The 17,070-nt window shown below is 69.9% G+C and carries 13 protein-coding genes; 4 read left to right on the top strand and 9 right to left on the bottom strand.

Annotation, left to right across the window (positions count from 1 at the left end; all coding sequences use genetic code 11):
* The first annotated feature begins 147 nt into the window (after positions 1-147).
* A complete protein-coding gene (locus ACQQ2N_RS13650) occupies positions 148-1,965 on the top strand; it encodes a DUF6311 domain-containing protein (RefSeq protein WP_440222126.1) in 1,818 nt (605 codons plus the stop codon).
* A 344-nt stretch (positions 1,966-2,309) separates the two neighbouring features.
* Here ACQQ2N_RS13650 and tsaB read toward each other — a convergent pair whose 3' ends face one another.
* Together tsaB and creD are read right to left on the bottom strand one after the other, a co-directional pair.
* Entirely contained in the window at positions 2,310-3,011 is a 702-nt protein-coding gene (gene tsaB, locus ACQQ2N_RS13645) for a tRNA (adenosine(37)-N6)-threonylcarbamoyltransferase complex dimerization subunit type 1 TsaB (protein WP_440222125.1), read from the bottom strand.
* Complete coding sequence (creD, locus tag ACQQ2N_RS13640) at positions 3,008-4,363, bottom strand: cell envelope integrity protein CreD (RefSeq protein ID WP_440222124.1); 1,356 nt, start codon at positions 4,361-4,363, stop codon at positions 3,008-3,010. Before creD ends, tsaB begins: the two co-directional genes overlap by 4 nt.
* Before the next feature lie 181 nt (positions 4,364-4,544).
* Between creD and ACQQ2N_RS13635 the strand changes: the two genes are divergently transcribed.
* From ACQQ2N_RS13635 to ACQQ2N_RS13625, 3 genes are read left to right on the top strand one after another with little or no spacing between them, the layout of a single operon-like run.
* Positions 4,545-5,981, top strand: a complete 1,437-nt coding sequence (locus ACQQ2N_RS13635) for a PLP-dependent aminotransferase family protein (protein ID WP_440222123.1) — start codon at positions 4,545-4,547, stop codon at positions 5,979-5,981.
* Positions 5,982-6,021: 40 nt separating this feature from the next.
* Positions 6,022-6,762 (top strand): c-type cytochrome, encoded by a 741-nt coding sequence (locus ACQQ2N_RS13630; RefSeq protein WP_440222122.1) that lies wholly within the window; start codon positions 6,022-6,024, stop codon positions 6,760-6,762.
* Entirely contained in the window at positions 6,759-8,078 is a 1,320-nt protein-coding gene (locus ACQQ2N_RS13625) for a c-type cytochrome (protein ID WP_440222121.1), read from the top strand. The genes ACQQ2N_RS13630 and ACQQ2N_RS13625 overlap by 4 nt, the downstream gene beginning before the upstream one ends.
* 323 nt (positions 8,079-8,401) lie before the next feature.
* On the opposite strand, the gene ACQQ2N_RS13620 is transcribed toward ACQQ2N_RS13625, so the two are convergent.
* From ACQQ2N_RS13620 to ACQQ2N_RS13590, 7 genes are all read right to left on the bottom strand, one after another.
* Positions 8,402-9,004: a cytochrome b gene (locus ACQQ2N_RS13620; RefSeq protein WP_440222120.1), complete on the bottom strand. Its 603-nt coding sequence runs from the start codon at positions 9,002-9,004 to the stop codon at positions 8,402-8,404.
* Between the two features lie 171 nt (positions 9,005-9,175).
* Positions 9,176-10,456 (bottom strand): class I SAM-dependent methyltransferase, encoded by a 1,281-nt coding sequence (locus ACQQ2N_RS13615; RefSeq protein ID WP_440222119.1) that lies wholly within the window; start codon positions 10,454-10,456, stop codon positions 9,176-9,178.
* A 130-nt stretch (positions 10,457-10,586) separates the two neighbouring features.
* A complete protein-coding gene (locus ACQQ2N_RS13610; RefSeq protein WP_440222118.1) occupies positions 10,587-12,899 on the bottom strand; it encodes a TonB-dependent siderophore receptor in 2,313 nt (770 codons plus the stop codon).
* 333 nt (positions 12,900-13,232) lie between these two features.
* A complete protein-coding gene (locus ACQQ2N_RS13605) occupies positions 13,233-14,081 on the bottom strand; it encodes an alpha/beta hydrolase (RefSeq protein ID WP_440222117.1) in 849 nt (282 codons plus the stop codon).
* Positions 14,078-14,884 (bottom strand): ABC transporter ATP-binding protein, encoded by an 807-nt coding sequence (locus ACQQ2N_RS13600; protein WP_440222116.1) that lies wholly within the window; start codon positions 14,882-14,884, stop codon positions 14,078-14,080. Before ACQQ2N_RS13600 ends, ACQQ2N_RS13605 begins: the two co-directional genes overlap by 4 nt.
* Positions 14,884-15,972, bottom strand: coding sequence for a FecCD family ABC transporter permease (locus tag ACQQ2N_RS13595; protein WP_440222115.1), 1,089 nt, complete (start codon positions 15,970-15,972; stop codon positions 14,884-14,886). The genes ACQQ2N_RS13600 and ACQQ2N_RS13595 overlap by 1 nt, the downstream gene beginning before the upstream one ends.
* Positions 15,969-17,066 (bottom strand): ABC transporter substrate-binding protein, encoded by a 1,098-nt coding sequence (locus ACQQ2N_RS13590; protein ID WP_440222114.1) that lies wholly within the window; start codon positions 17,064-17,066, stop codon positions 15,969-15,971. Before ACQQ2N_RS13590 ends, ACQQ2N_RS13595 begins: the two co-directional genes overlap by 4 nt.
* Between the last annotated feature and the right edge of the window lie 4 nt (positions 17,067-17,070).

Raw genomic sequence — 17,070 nt, 5'->3', positions numbered from 1 at the left:
CGGCATGCGCCGCGCGACGGTCCACGTCGTTCCAGCATGGACTGCGCACGGCCCCCGGCGCGGCGGAAAGGATTCCCGATGGTCGCGGTCGCGATACCCGCATCCGTGGCACCGTCATCCAGGAAGGACATACTGGCCTGGATGCTGGTGTGTCTGACCTTGCCCGCCAGCGCGTGGCCGATCATGCGCATGTGGCTGCAGGACGGCGGACTGCCCGCGGCGCTTTCGCCGATCTTCGCGCGCGACATCGCCAGCGTCCTCGTGATCACGGCACTGCTCGCGCTCGCGGGCCTTTCGATGATCCGCTCGAACCGCTTCGATGCGCGAGGCGCCTTCGTCCTCGGGAGCCTCTACGGCAGCGCCGTCTTCATGCGCGATGTAGGCAGTGCGCTGCTCGATCCGACCTCGATCAACTGGCTGCTCGCGGGCGATCTCGGCCAGCATTACGGCGGCTGGGAGATGTTTCGGGACGCACCGTGGGCGTGGCCGCCGGGCAAGACCACCACGCTGACGTACCCGATTGGCACCTCGGTCGTCTACACCGACTCGCTCCCGCTGTTCGCGTTCCTGTTCAAGCCGCTCTCCACTTGGCTGCCGCCGACGTTCCAGTACATCGGCCTGTGGATGTTCGTCTCGTACACGTTGCTGGGCGGATTCGCCGCGCTGCTCATGCGGCGCGTATGCGCATCACCACCGGTCGTCGTCATCGCGGCGGCACTCTTCGTGTCGGCACCGATCATGGCGACGCGCTTCAATCACGACACGCTGACCGCACAATGGCTTCTCCTCGCGGCGCTGTGGCTGTACGCGTCCACGACCACGGCGCCATCCACGCGAGGTGTCGTCGCGCGATGGCGGTGGCGCTCGCTCGCCGTGGTCTCGGCCCTCGTGCATCCGTATTTTCCCGCGATGGTGCTGCCGATATTCGCAGCAGCACTCGTGCACCGCGGGGTGATCCAACGTGCACTCGGATGGCGGCGCGCGCTGCTCGAGCTCCTGATCGCCGTCGTGGTCGTCCTGGTGACGTGGTGGCTATCGGGCGCGTTCATCATCCGCGACAGCGCGTCGTTGTCGGGTGTCCAGTACGGCTACTACTCGTTCAACCTCCTGGGCTTCCTCAATCCGCTGGACAACTCGCGCCACATCCCGTCGATCCCGGTCGGACCTGGCCAGTACGAAGGTTCGGCGTGGCCCGGGGCCGGCATGTGGCTGGTCTTTCTGCTCGCCGCCGGGCTGGCGCTCGCGCGCTGGCGCAACGCGACGGCCACCGTGCGCGGCCACTGGCCACTCGCCGCGAGCATGCTCGCGATGACCGCGTTCGCGACGAGCACCGTCGTCGTGCTCGGACCTCATGTCCTCGTCGATGCTCCGATCGACAACCCGTTCATCGCGATGTACCGGAGCTCCGGCCGCTTCATCTGGCCGCTCTACTACCTGCTGTTCTTCGTGTCGCTGGCGCTCGTCGCGCGACGTTTCGGGACAAGCGCCGCGACCGGCATGCTCGTCGTCGCACTGGCCGTGCAGCAGTTCGACTCGAACCAGTCCATGGGCTACGCGCTCGTCAAGCGCAGCGTCACCTTGCAGGCTCCCGAAGGCTCGCTGCTGCGTGATCCGCGCTGGAACACGCTGGCCACGGACCGTCGCCACCTCGTCGTGCTGCCCGCCCGAGGCTGCGGCCCGAACGACATCTTCATGCCGTTCCTGATGCTCGCCGCGCAGCACCGCATGACCCTGAACTCGGCCTATCTCGCGCGCATCGACAGCGGAAAGCTGGCCAGCTACTGCACATCGCTCGGCGAGCAGCTCACGCGCGTGGACCTGCGCGCCGACGAGCTCTACGTGATCGTAGACGAACCCTGGATGACACGATTTCCCGAGGCACGCGCACGCATGCGCTGTGAAACGCTCGACGGCCATGCCGCGTGCACGGCCCCTATGCCAGGCGACGACGCCACGACACGCTGAGCATGCCTGCACGGCGCGGCAACGGCATGGACCGTCGATCGGCCACGACGCGATGGCCGCGACGGCCGCACGCGCTCAACCTGCCTCGGGACGCCGGCGATGTCGCGGCATCATGGCGTCCGGAACATCGCTGCCATCGTGCGAGACATCCTCGCGGGCTGCCACCCAAGGGAGTGCCCGTACTCGACCGCGTGACGCCACGGCAAGAAGCCCGGGGTCAGGTTCATTTTCAGTCGCAGTGCTCGCAACGGCGACGGGTGGATCCGGAAAAATGAACCTGACCCCAGCCCTGATCGGAAAAATGAACCTGACCCCAGCCCTGATCGAAACACTGCGGGCGCCGCTCACGCATTCGCACGCGCGCGCCGCTGCTCCTCGCTCGTGAGCGCGACCTTGTCGCGCAGGTACACCGGCAGCGCGAGTTCGGGGGCGAGGCCTTCGCCGTCACGCAGGCGCGGCATCGCGAGACGGGCGACCGCCGCGGCCTGCGGGAAGCGCTGGCCGGCGGTCCACGCGGGCGGCGTGTCGAGCCGGCCCGCGATCACCTCGGCATAGGTGTCCCAACCCGTGCCGACGACGGCCCAGGCGTGGTGGCCATGCACCGCGAGGCCCGAGGCAGGGCCGACCGTCTCGGGCCCGCTCGCCTCGACGAGCCCGTCGGCCGTGCGGCGGAACGTGCCCGCGTAGATCTCGCCCATGCGCGCGTCGATCACGGCGAGGATGTGGCCGTGTTCGATCGGTGCATCCATCGCGAGCGCGGCCAGCGACGACACCGGCACGACCGGCAGGTGCAGCGCGAGCGCGATGCCCTGCGCGGCCGAGATCGCGAGGCGCACACCCGTGAACGCACCGGGTCCGCGGCCGACCGCGATCGCATCGAGGCTACGGCGCGACAGACCCGCCTCGGCGAGGACCGCGTCGCACATCGGCAGCAACAGTTCGGCGTGGCGGCGCGGCGCGATCTCGCTGCGCACGACGAGCTCGTCGCCGGCCAGCAAGGCCACCGAGCAACCCTCGGTGGCGGTTTCGATGGCGAGGAGGTTCATGCGGACTCCATGGCGGCGCGCGGGGCGGGAGGCGGCACCGGCTGCGGCGCGACGACGGGGCCGAGAGCGTACCAGTCCACGCGACGCGTCAGGTACATGAGCAGGCCGACGGCGGCAAGCAGCGCGATCGCGCCCATGAGCAGCGAGTACTGCTCGCTGATGACGAGGCCGTACAGCAGCACGTAGACACCGGCCAGCAGCGCGCCGAGCGCGGCACCCGCACTGCGACGCCGCGATGCCGCGGCCGCGTAGCCCGCGACGATGCCGATCACCGCGCAGGCCGCGATCGCGTACGAAGGACCGAAGCCGATCTGTTCGGAAAGCGCGAGCAGCACGACGTAGAACGTGCACAGCGCGAGGCCGACCAGCAGGTATTGCACGGGATGCACGCGCCAGCGCCCGAGCGCGTCGAACAGGAACAGCGCGACGAACGTCAGCGCGACGAACAGGATGCCGTACTTGCCGGCGCGCTCGTTGCGCTGGTAGGTGCCCGCAGGCTGGTACAGCTCGACACCGAACGCGGCCGCATCGAGCGCGCCGAAGCTGATCGTGCCCTCGCGCCAGTGCTGGCCGAACGAGCGGTTGAGGTCGAGCACCTGCCACTGCGCCTCGAAACCCTTCTCGTCGATCGCGTGGCGCGTCGGCAGGAACGCGCCCGTGAAACCGGGATCGGGCCACGGCGCCGTGAGCGAGACATCGGTCTGGCGTGCGAGCGGCAGGAAGCGCATGAGCGCGGTGCCGGCGAGGCGCATGTCGTAGGCGAACGCGATGCGCTCGGCCTCGTGGTCGGCGAGCGGTACCGCCACCTCGGTCGCCGACATGCCGCCGACGTCGCCGCCGGGGCCGAACGCGAACTCGCGCCCGCCAACGCGCATCGCCGAGATGCGCCGGATGCCGCGCACGTCCGACACGGGCACGCGCAGCCGCGCGTCGGCCCACAGCGGCTCGCCACCGCCGCTGCCGAGCGGGACCAGTGCGGCGGTCTCGAAATGCCCGGACACCTCGAGATCGCCCGTGTAGACCGGCGTCTCGTAGATGCCGTAGCGACGCCGCTCGGTGGCGAGGCTGCCGCCTATGCGCAGCGTGTCGGGCAGCAGGTAGTGGTTGACCACGACCGCGCTCCAGCCCTTGTCGTTCTGCACCTGTGTGCGCACCGGCACGACGAGCACGGGGCCGCCGACGACCTGCTCGCCGCCCCAGCGCGAAGCGATCGTCGCGCGCGATTCCTGTTCAAGGCCTTCGCGCTCCGCGATGAGCAGGCGCACCTGCAGCAGCGGGATCAGCATGAGCAAGCCCAAGAATCCCACACCGAGCGCCTTGAGCGTCGCACCTTGTCCGTCTCTGAACTGCATGAATCATCTCCTCCGATGGCGGGATGGAGGCATTGCAGCGCGCGCGGCGGGCCGGGCCGCGGCGGGATCGGCCGAAACGCGGGCGAATCGGGGCACCCGGGCGGCGCAGAGCCAACTGATATGGTGTTTTTCACCAATCCTGCATCTGTTCCGATCAGATCGAGGCGCGGACAATACAGCCATGCCCACCGCCGCCGCCAAGCGCTACGAGCACCTCGCCGACGAGATCGCCGATTCGATCCGCGAAGGCGTGCTGCGCCCGGGCGACCGCCTGCCGTCGGTGCGCCAGGCCAGCCGCTCGCGCGAGGTCAGCCCGTCGACGGTGTTCCATGCCTACTACCTGCTCGAGGCGCGCGGCATGATCCGCGCACGCGACCGCTCGGGCTACTACGTCACTGCCGGCCCGCGCACGCTGCCGGCCGAACCCGAGACGGCCTCGCAGCCCGACGAAGGCAGCCGGCCCGTCGATCTCGGCGCGCGCGTGTTCGAGATCCTCGAGGCGACGCGCGCGCGCGAAGTCGTGCCGCTCGGCTCGGCGTTCCCGAGCCCGCTGCTGTTTCCGCTGCCGCGCCTCGCGCGCGTCATGGCCTCGACCGTGCACCGGCTCGACCCGTGGGCCAGCGTCGACGACCTCGGCCCCGGCAACGCCGCGCTGCGTCGCCAGATCGCGCTGCGCTACCTCGCCGACGGCCTGCACGTGCGTGCCGACGACATCGTCGTCACCAACGGTGCGCTCGAGGCGCTCAACCTCTGCCTCATGGCGGTCACGCGGCCGGGCGATTCGGTGGTGATCGAATCGCCGACGTTCTACGGCGCGCTGCAGGCGCTCGAACGCAACGGTCTGCAGGCGATCGAGGTGCCCACGCATCCGCGCGAAGGCGTCGACCTCGACGCCCTCGAACGCGTGTTCACGCGCCACAAGCCGAAGGCCTGCTGGCTCATGACCACGTTCCAGAACCCGCTCGGCGCGCTCATGGCCGACGAGCGCAAGCGCGCGCTCGTCGACCTGTGCACGCGCCACGCCGTGCCGCTCATCGAGGACGACGTCTACGGCGAGCTCTACTACGGCGCGCGCCGGCCGACGCCGGCGAAGGCTTTCGATCGCGACGGCATCGTCATGCACTGCTCGTCGTTCTCGAAATGCCTCGCGCCGGGCTGGCGCATCGGCTGGGCCGCCGCGGGCCGCCACGTGCGCGACGTCGCCCGGCTCAAGCTGTCGACCAGCATCGCCACCGCGGCGCCGACCCAGGCCACGCTCGCGAACTATCTCGAGAAAGGCGGCTACGACCGCCACCTGCGGCAGCTGCGCCACACCTTGTCGGTGCAGCAGGGCGAGATGATGCGTGCGATCGCGCGGCATTTCCCTGAAGGCACGCGCGCGACGCGACCGGCCGGCGGCTACTTCATCTGGGTCGAGATGCCCGCGCACGTCGACGCGCTCGACGTGCACCGCCATGCGCTTTCGCACGGCATCAGTGTCGCGCCGGGCCCGATCTTCTCGCTGCAGGGCCGTTTCCGGCACTGCCTGCGCCTCAACTGCGGGCATCCGTTCGACGCCCGCGTCGACGCCGCGATCGCGACGCTGGGCCGGCTCGCCGCCGCCTCGCGCGCGGCGTGACGCCACCCGCACCGACACGATGACGAAGCCTCTCCACGCCATGTCTCCCCTGCCCTTCCTGCCTCGGATCGCGAACGCCCTTGTCGTCGTGATCGCGCTCACCGGCCTTGCGATGCCGGGTCACGCACGTGCCGACGATGCCGACGCCGGCATGCGCGAGCGCCTCGCCGGCTGCGCGGTCTGCCACGGCGACCGCGGCCAAGGCGCGCACGGAGCGAAGTACGTCCCGCACCTCGCCGGCAAGCCCGCCGGCTACCTGCTCGAGCAGATGCGCGCGTTCCGCGACGGCAAGCGCCACTACGCGCAGATGATCTACCTCATGCAATACCTCGACGATGCCTGGCTCGCCGAGGTCGCCGACTGGTACGCGGCGCAGCCGCCGATCGTGAAGCAGGCCGAATCGGGCACGCCGATGCGTGACACCGATGTCGCGCGCGCGCGCCAGCTCGTCTTCGACGGCGATCCCGCGAAAGGGCTTCCCGCATGCTCGGCCTGCCATGGCCGTGCCCTCGCCGGACTCGAGCCCGGCGTGCCCGCGCTGGTCGGCTTGCCGACCGAGTACACCATTGCCCAGTTCGGCGGCTGGATCACCGGTGTGCGCCAGTCGACCGCGCCCGACTGCATGGCCTCGATCGCCCGCAAGCTCGAGCCGACCGACCTGCGCATCGTCGCGACGTGGCTGTCGCGCCAGGCGGCGCCCGACGGCGAACGTCCCGCAGCGGCCGGGACGCGCGCGCTGCCGCTGGCCTGCGGCGACCTGCCCGTGGAGGCTGCGCCATGAAAGCCTCGACGAGACTGCGCCTGCTCAAGCTCGCGATCCTGTTCCCGTTCGTCGCGCTCGTCGCGGTCGTCGGCGGCGTGCTGTTCCACGCGCAGGGCGGCTTCGCGGCCCTGCGCGTGCCGCACGGCGATGCCACACCGCTCGCGACCGATGCGGCCACGCTCGCGCACGGCGAATACCTCGCGCGCCTCGGCAACTGCGTGACCTGCCACACGACGCGCGGCGGCACGCCGTACGCCGGCGGTCGCGCGTTCCGCTCCGACTACGGCACGCTGTACTCGACCAACCTCACGCCCGATGCCGCGACCGGCCTCGGCGACTGGTCGCTCGCCGAGTTCCGCCACGCGATGCGGGAAGGCGCGAGCCGCGAAGGCCTGCTCTACCCGGCATTCCCGTTCGACCACTTCAAGCGCCTCACCGACGAGGACCTCGCCGCGCTGTTCGCGTTCCTGCGCCAGCAGCCCGCGGTCGACGCCCCGCGCACGCCGAACGCGCTCGACTTCCCGGCGAGTTCGCGCCGCCTGCTGCTCGCGTGGCGCATGCTGTTCCATCGCCCGCATCCCTTCACGCCCGAACCGTCGCAGTCCGAGGCGTGGAATCGCGGCCGCTACCTCGTCGACGGCCTCGGCCACTGCGCGATGTGCCACAGCGGCCGCGGTGCGATGGCCTCGCTGCCGGCCGATCGCTACCTCGCAGGCGGCCGCATCCTCGGCCAGAACTGGTACGCACCGCCGCTCGACACGAACAGCCTCGCACGCTGGAGCGTCGACGAACTCGCCGGTTACCTGCGCCACGGCGTGTCGACGCATGGTGCCGCCTACGGTCCGATGGCCGAAGTGATCTACGTGAGCCTGCGCCACCTGCGCGAGGACGACGCGGTCGCGATGGCGACCTATCTCAAGACCGTGCCCGCGGCACCCGCACCGGCGATGTCGGCGACCGAGCGCGATCTGCGCCAGCGCCACGCCGCGGGCCGCGTGGTCGGCACGGCAGGACGTCGCCTCTACGCCGAGCATTGCGAAAGCTGCCACGGCGACGATGGTCGCGGCCGCGGACTCGACTACCCGCCACTCGCGGGCAACCCGCACGTCGTCGCGGACGATCCCGTCAACAGCATCCGCCTCGTGCTCGCGGGCGGCATCCCGCCGACCACGGCCGGCAATCCCCGGCCGCATTCGATGCCCCCGTTCTCGCAGGTGCTCGACGACGCGCAGATCGCCGACGTGCTCAACCATGTGCGCTCGAGCTGGGGCAACGAGGCGACCGCGATCGCGCCGGGAGAGGTGCGCGCGTTGCGCGGTTCGACGCTGGACTGAGCGCCGCGCGTCAGCCGCTGGCGCTTGCACGGGTCGGACATGCAGACCGCGCGGCGTCGCGAGGAAAAACGTCCCCCTCTCCCCCAACCCCTCTCCCGCGAGGGGAGAGGGGAGAAAAAGCGTCGCGATCTTCCCCGAACGCGATGCCGACGGACACGATACTGTCGCGCACCGCTCTTGCGCCAACGCCGATGACCGAACGTCGTCAGCCTGCATCGAACCGACCAGCTCCCCGCTCACCTTGCGGAGAGGGGCTGGGGTGAGAGAGCGCTTCCATACGATCGATGATCACGCCCCGTCGCGACGGGACGTCGCTCAGGCACCTATGCCGCGCGTGATGCACCCACCATGCGACGCAGCGTGCCGTCCTTCCACACGACGTGATGCACGACGACCATCACGAGGTGACCGACGATGAGCGCGAGCATCGTCCATGCGAGCAGGCCGTGCACCGAGAAGCCGATCACATCGCGCGTCGCATTGACCGCGTCGACGAGGCCTTGCACGGGCTCGCCGGCGCCGAACACCGGGATCGTGTTGAACAGCGCGAACGCGCGCCCGCTGCCGAACTGGCGCAGCAGGCCGAGCGTCGGCACGAGGAACATGAGCACGTAGAGGCCGAGGTGGCCGAGGCCGGCGAGGCGTGCGACGCGCCCCTCGCCGTAGGACGGACGGCGACGCAGGTTCGCGAGCGCCCACGCGCCGCGCACGAGCATGAGGCACCACGCGATCACGCCGAAGCTCGCGTGCGAACCGACGATCCACGAGTCACGCGGATGCAGGCCCAGTGCATTCTTGAGGATCATGCCCGTGAACAGCCACAGGAGCAGCAGCGCCATGCTCCAGTGCAGGATGCGGCTGATGCGGCCGTAGCGTTCGGGCGTGTCGCGCCAGGCGTATGTCGTGTCGGTAGGATTCGATGGCATGGCTTGCGTGTGGCTCGCGTTGGCAGGTTGGAAAGCGGTGCCGCGTACGGCGCGATGTCGGGATCACCGTGCCCGCAGCGCGCCACCGCGTCGCGTGTCAGGCGTCACTGCCGCACGGCATGCGGCGATACGACACGTCGTTCGATGACGATGCATCGGATGCCCGGATGCTCACGCTGCAGCGCGCACCAGTGCCGTGCCCGCTGCATCGAGCAAGTTCACGCCTTCGAGCGCATCGGGCGGCAGCGCACGCATCGATGGCGTGTCGCGCAACGGATGCACGAGGCCTGCCCAGACCAGCATCTGCACGACCTGGTTCAACACACCGGGGCGCTCCGCGTACGCGGGCAGCGCGCGCAGCTCGCCGAAGCGGTGCGGCCGTCGTGCGAGTGCAGCGAGAACGGGAGCGAAGCGCTCGGCCGGTCCCGGCACGGGACCGATGCGCGTATCGAACACGAGATCCCCGCCCTGCGGCGCACCGGGCAAGGCGGCATAGGTGATCGCATCGAGCACCGCCATGCGCGACTCGGGGGCGAGGCGTTCGGCGCGCTTCTGGAACAGGTCGCGACGCAGGCTCTGGTTGCGCGCGAGGTCGCGCGTGGTCTCGGCGAGCGGCCCCGGCGGCAACTGGCGCAGCAGCGGCTGCACGGCACCGGGCACCGAGACCACATCGATGTTCTCGAGCGGCGTCGCGCTACCGATCCACGCACAGCCGGCGCCCGCGAACGCGCGCATGACGTCGGCGACGTGCTGCGGCTCGCGATGCTCGGCGAGGAACTCGTGCACGAGGTACTCGGGACGCTCGCGGCGCATCGCGTCGAGCTGCGCGCGTGCACCCGGATGCTCGGCGAAGAAGCCCGCTCCCGCATCGGCGAGACGACCGAGCAGCTCGAGTCCCGCGACCACCTGCGTGACCGCATCGCCCTGCACGTGCCGAGCGCACTCGCGCAGCAGGCGATGCAAGGCCTGCGTCTGCGCCGCGCCGGGGTGACTCATGTAGCCGAGCGCGACGAGCCCGCCCGGCGCGAGCCGTTCGCGCACGATCGCGACGAAGGCTTCGCGCACCTCGGCCGCGACCCACGACCACAGGCCGTGCGACACGATGAAGTCCACGTCTTCGGTGCCTTCGCGCAGCGACGCGTCGCGAAGATCCGCCGCGATGAAGTCCACGTTGTCGAGCCCGAGCGCCGCCGCACGTGCCTTCGCGTGCGCGACCTGGCGCGCATCGACGTCGACGCCCGTGAAGCGGCCTTCCGGGTTGCACGCGGCCGCGACGAGCGTGCTGAGCCCGCCGCCGCAGCCGAGCTCGAGCACGTGGTAGCCGGCGCCCAGATCCGGGCAACCGAAGCCGAGCGCCGCGGTCGTCGAGCGCAGCCATGTCGGCATCAGCTCGCGCTGGAACGTGTCCGGATAGGCGACCGCGTCGGGATAGCCCGTGGGAAGGTCGTGCATCGATCGTGGCTCCCGCGACCTTGCGGTCGCACGTTGCAGCGATGCGTCGCGTCGCGACGGCCAGGCGACGGCGTGCCTGGCCATCACGCAAGACGACGTGATGGCCAGGACAACGCCGTCGCAGGCGCCATCAGAACCCGACGTTGAGCGAGGCGAAGTACGCGCGACCGGGCTCGTTGTAGGTCGCCGCGCCCGATGCGTTGCTGTTGGCTTCGCGGAACAGGCGCTTGTCGGCGAGGTTGTTGACGCCGGCGCCGATGCTCAGCTTCTCGTTGATGCGGTAGCGGCCGCTCACGCCCCAGATGCTGTAAGGCCCGCGCGTGCTGAGGTAGTCGCCGGTCAGCGGGTCGTTGTTGATGTTCGCGCTGGCCGGCTCCTGGTCGCCGTAGAACGTGCCGGTCAGCAGCAGCGAGAGTTTCGCCGTAGCCTGCCAGTCGAGCGAAGTGTTGACCGTGTACTCGGGGATGACCGAAAGCGGCTGGCCCGTGGTCTTGTTCTCGTTCTCGATCATGTACGTGACGTTGGTGTTCCACTTGAGCACGTCGCCCGCGTCGCCGAGCAGCGGGATCACGAAGTTGCCCTCGAAGCCCTGCACGACCGCCTTCGGCGCGTTCTCCCATTCGAAGATGCGGCCGGTGCCGCCGATCGTGACCCCGATCGGCACGTAGCCCGCGCTGATCTTGTTGTCGTAGTCGTTGTGGAAATAGGTCAGCGACGCATGGTGACCGCTGGCCGGCGCCCACTCGACGCCGATCTCCTTGTTGACGCTGGTCTCGGCATCGAGGTTCGCATTGCCCTGCACGTAGCAGCCCGCCCCCATGCTCGGGAAGCTGTTCGGGCAGCCGTTGCCCATCGTGTAATAGAGATAGTTCGGGTTCGACTGGTAGAGGTTGGGCGCCTTGAACGCACGCGCGACGCCGCCCTTGACCATCCAGTCCTCGGCGAAACGGTACTGCACGTTGAGGCTCGGGCTCAGGTTGTTGCCGAACTGGCTGTGATGGTCGGCGCGCAGGCCCGGCGTGATGATCCAGTCGTCGCCGGCGTAGAGGTTGTCCTCGACATAGAGCGCGGCGGTCTGCGCATCGGCCTTGCCGCCGGCACGATCGGGATCGAGCCCGCCGATGCCACCGCCGTTGCCGCCGGTCTGCGACACCGAGAACGGATCTTCGAGGCGGTTGTCCGCGACCTCGAAACCGAACGTCCAGATGTGGCTCGTGCCGGCGAGCGTGGTCGGCACGTTGAGCTCGCCGTCGAGCGCGGTGTTGCGCAGGCGCGAAGTCGACCATACGCCGCCCGAGATGCTGCCTTCGGAGCTGCCCGCGAGACCTTCGTTGAGCCGCTTGTTGTTGGTCGCCTCGCCCGACAGCGTCAGACGCGACGACATCTCGCCGTACTGGCCGCGGTGCGTCACCGATGCCGTGTTGCGGAGCATGACGTTGGTCTCCGCACCCGCGTTGGCGAGTTCGGTGAGCAGGTCGCTGCCGCCACCGCTCACGGCGCGGTCGCCCGCGTAGATGTTGCCCTGCCGGCTCATGCCGCCCTCGAACTCGACGACGTGGTCGTCATGGAGGTCCCAGCGCACGAGGGCGTTGGCGTCCTTGTTGCGCACGCCTTCGCGACCGGCCGGCGGCGTCACGCCGGTGGCGTAGTCGGCATTGAGGTCGAGCGCGTCGGCCTCGGTCTTGCTGGCGTTGCCGTAGAAGCGGAACGACAGGTTCTCGCTGATCGGCCCGCTCATCTGCACGCCTGCGCGTTCGCTGCCGCCCTCCTCGTCGTGCTGCGGCGACAGCATGTAGAGGTTGGCCGAGCCCTTGAACTCGCCGGTCGGACGCTTCGTGACGATGTTGATCACGCCACCCGACGCACCCGAGCCGTAACGCGCCGCGGCGGGACCGCGCAGCACCTCGATGCGCTCGATCATCTCGGCGGGCACCCAGTTGGTGTCGCCACGCGTGTTGCGCTCGCCGCTGCGCCCCATGCGGATCGCATTGCGCGAACCGATCGCCTTGCCGTCGACGAGCACGAGCGTGTTCTCGGGCCCCATGCCGCGCAGGTCGATCTGGCGGTTGTTGCCGTACTGGCCGGAGGCACTGTTGCCGGTGAGGTTGACGCCCGGCATCGTGCGCAGCAGTTCCGAGAGGTCGTTCGCGGGCGGACGACGCGCGATGTCGTCGGCCGTGATCGTCGACGTGCCCAGCGCCTGGCGTGCGATCTCGGCCGCGGTCACGCGCACGGCCTGCAGGGCTTCCGCATCGTCCTTGTCCTCGTTCGCCGTGCTGCGCGCGTCGTCGTCGGAGACGGTCTGCGCGAACACGGGCGTCGTCGCGCCGAGTGCGATCCATGCCGCGGCGAGCGCCATGACGAGCGGACGACGTGCGGGCGACGCGACGGATCGGGTGGAATGGGGCGCCGCGCGCGCGCGCAGCCGTGCTTGGATGGACATCGATGGAACCTCGGAGGTGTGCGGAATGACATGCGTTCCCTCGCCGACGCGAGTCGCGCGGGAACGGTTGAGGGCGTGTCGAATGGCAGGTAGTCGAACGAGGGGGCAGCGTCGCGTGGCGGCGCGAACGGCGGCCCCTATCGCGTTTCGACGAGGGCACGCGAGACGTGTCCAGCGATCGACACCGAGCCCGACAACGATAGTGATTCTCATTATCGTCATCAATCAAATCATTGATTCATAACGACATTGACGCAATGTGTCGGGATCGACACAGCCTGATGTGAACGGAGGTGGGAGACGCGCTGCGCGCATTACGTGCCGCTGATGGCTTCAGTCGTTGCGGCGCGTTGCCAGCGCGAAGCGCAGCACGCGCTGGATCGCGATCATGAGCACCGAGGCGTGGTCTTCGTCGGGGAAGCGATGGAACGCGACACGCGCGGCGCCGAGGCGCGAGGCCAGCGTCGTCGCGAGCGATGCAGCGCGTTCGATCATCGCGCGCTCGCGACGCCGTGCGATGACGTCGGCGCGATCCTTCGCCTCGATCTGCCATGGCGGCAGTTCGTCTTCCCACTCGCCGACCGCGATGAACACGCGCCCCGCGCCGTGCAGATCCCCGAGGCACGCGCGCAAGGCACGCTCGTCCCACCAGATCGACGGGCTGATCGCCGCGACGACGTCGAATGCGTCCGGACGCGCACCGAGCGCGAGCAAGGCGAAGTAGCCCGCCATCGAGTGGCCGAACAGCACGCGACGTCGCGCATCGAGCGGCCACTCGGCCTGCAGCGACGGCGCGAGTTCGTCGAGCAGGAAGGCGAGGAACGCGTCGGCACCACCCGTGCCCTCGATGCCGGCCGGACCCGTGGTGTAGTCGAGGCGACGACGGTCGGCGTCGTAGAGCGCATCGTCGTGCGCGATCGCGACGACGGCCGCAGGGCCTATGCCGGTCGCGTCGGGCCTGCGGCTCGAGCGACGGATGGCCTCGACGAACGTGCCGAACATCGCCTGGCCGTCGAGCACGACCACGAGCGGGAATCCGGACGGCGGCGGCGTGCCCTCGGGGATCCAGACGTCGACACGATACGAGGCACCGTTCGACGCCGCACGGGGGCGCCGCGTCTGCGTGCCCGGCCATGTGACCGCGGGCCAGCGATCGCCGCCCTTCGTCTGCGCTGCGCTCACGTGCGTGGCACCGCGGTGTGGAGGTCGTCGTCGACGATGATCTGCAGGCTGCCTTTCGAGCAGCGCTCGACGCGCGCGTCGACGCCGTAGACGCGCGCGAGCGTCATCGGCGTGATCGCCTCGGCCGGCGTGCCGGTGGCTGCGACCGCGCCGCTCGACAGCATGACGATGCCGTCGGCCCAGCGCGCGGCGATCTGCAGGTCGTGCAGCACGACGAGCACGATCATGCCGCGCTCGCGCGCGAGCTCGCGCACGAGGCGCATCACGCGCATCTGGTGCTGCAGGTCGAGCGCGCTGATCGGCTCGTCGAGCAGCAGCACGCGCGGCTCGCGCACGAGCGACTGGGCGAGCGAGACGAGCTGGCGCTGGCCTCCCGAGAGACGGTCGAGCCCTTCGAGGGCGAGCGCGAGGATGCCGGCGCGTTCGAGCACGCCGAGCGCGCGCTGCTCGGGCGTTCGCGGATCCTGCCCGGTGCCCGAGGCGCGCACGGCACCGGCGACGCTCTCGAGCACGTTGAGGCCGACGCCCGACGGCAGCGTCTGCGGCATGTAGGTGACGCGCGCCGCGTGCGCGGCGAGCGGCAGGCCGAGCAGCTCCTCGCCGTCGAGGCGCACGCTGCCGCTGGCCGGCTGCAGGCCCGCGAGTGCGCGCATGAGGGTGCTCTTGCCGGCGGCGTTGGGACCGACCAGCGCATGCACGCCGCCACGCGCGAGCGGCGGGAGCGTGACGCCGTCGATGACCTTGCGGCGCGGATAGCCCGCGTGCAGGTCGACGACGTCGAGCGTGTCCTTCTGCCCGGCCATCACGCGCGCCCCGGCTTGCGGAACACGAGCAGCAGGAACACCGGCACGCCGACGATCGCGGTAACGATGCCGACCGGCATCAGCACGCCCGCCACGAGGGTCTTGCTCGCCACCGAGGCCAGCGACATCACGACCGCACCGCTGCACACGCTGGCCGGCAGCAGGAAACGATGGTCCTCGCCGATCAGCAGGCGCGCGATGTGAGGGCCGACCAGGCCGACGAAACCGATCGTGCCGACGAATGCGACCGAGGTCGCGGCGAGCACGCTGACGCGCAGCAGGGTCTCGAAGCGAAGCCGCCCGACGTCGACGCCGAAGCTGCGTGCGCGATCCTCGCCGAGGCGCAGCGACGTGAGCCGCCCCGCCGCGAGCCACGAGAACGGCGCGACGAGCAGCAGCGCGAGCGCCATGACGCCGACATTGCCCCAGGTCGCGCGCGACAGCGAACCCATGCTCCAGAACACGAGCTGCTGCAGCGCCTCCTGCGAGGACAAGAACTGCACGAACGCGACCAGCGCGTTGAACGCGAACACGAGTGCAATGCCGAGCAGCACGACTGTCTCGACGCCACCGCCACGCGCGCGTGCGGCCATGGCCTGCAGCAGCATGACCGATCCGAACGCGAACACGAACGCGTTGATCGGCACGATCCAGTCGGTCGGCAGGCCCGGGATGCCGATGCCGAGCACGATCGCGAGCGCCGCGCCGAACGACGCCGCCGACGACACACCGAGCGTGAACGGACTCGCGAGCGGATTGTCGAGGATGGTCTGCATCTCGGCGCCGGCCAGCGACAGCGCGGCGCCGACGAGCACGGCCATGAGCGCGTACGGCAGGCGCACCTGGAACACGATCGCGCGTTGCGGCGGCGTGAGGCTGTCGGGCGACAGCAGGCCTGCGATCACCTGCCCCGGCGTCAGCGCCGACGGCCCGGTGACGAGGTCACAGGCGAATGCAGCGAGGCCCACCAGCGCCATGCCGGCGACGATGACGACGCGGCGACGCACGAGCGCGCGGTACCTCCCGAGCACGACCCCTGCATCGAGGCCCGCGGTACGCCCGCCTTGCATGCGGGTCACCTCGCTCACTCGAGGTCGATCCAGCTCGTGCCGCCGTACGGCACGGCGAGGAAGCGCGTGTTGATCGCCTCGAGCGTGCGCGCCGGATCGAGATCGGCGAAGCGCTCGGGGTGGATCCACTTCGCGAACGCCTCGATCGCGACGATGTCGATCGGCGAGTTGATGAGCTGGTGCGACAGGCCATGGAAGCGCTTGTGCTTCACGGCGCCGAGCTCGGCGATGCCCTGGCGTGCCGCGATCTTATGCAGCGACGCGAGCGATGCCGCGGCGTCGTAGCCCACACCGAGCACGAGCCCGCCGCTCTTGGCGAGATGCGGACCGCCGGTCGCGATGTACACCGCGGGATCGCGCGCGATGATGTATTCGATGTTGACCTTGCCGAACGGTCCCTTGAGCACGTCGGCCGCGATGTTGTGGCCACCGACGAACGTGATGTAGTCGCCGACGTTGCCGTTGCCCGGCGCGCTGCAGCAGTCGCCGGTGCGACCGGCGTGCGCCTCGAGGAACACGGTCGGACGCGCGGCGTCGGCGAGGCCGGCGACGCCTTTCGAGATCGCCTCGATGCGCTCGCGACGGAAAGTCGCGAACGCCTGCGCCTTGGCCTGGCCACCGGTCAGCTCGCCGAGGATGCGCAGGCTCGCCTCCTGGTTCTTGAAAGGATGCGTGAAGAAGTCGATGAAGACGACCGCGATGCCGGCCGCTTCGAGCTGCGCGACCTGCGCCTCGCTCGGCCCGCTGCCGAGCGACACGAGCGCGACGTCGGGTGCCGCCGCGAGCACCGACTCTACATTGAACGCGCCGGCCGAACTCGCGACCTGCGGGAGGTCCTCGAGGCGCGGGAAGCGCGCGACATACTGCGCGTAGGTCTCGTCGCCGATGCGGTTGATGTCGCGCGGCCACGCGGCGAGGCGCTGCACGGGATCGTCGAGGATCAGTGCGAGCGCGACGAGGTAGCGGCCATCGTCGATCGAGATCGCCTTGATGTCGTCGGGCACGCTGACCGTGCGACCGCGCAGGTCCACGATGTCGGCGGCGAACGCCTGGCAGCACAGCAGCAGGCCGAAGCACCACGGCAGCAGGTGGCGAAGGGAACGGGAGGACATCGTG

It is taken from the genome of Dokdonella aquatica (assembly GCF_051987395.1).
Classification (GTDB): Bacteria; Pseudomonadota; Gammaproteobacteria; order Xanthomonadales; family Rhodanobacteraceae; genus Dokdonella.
This window is presented reverse-complemented; position numbering and strand designations above follow the sequence as displayed.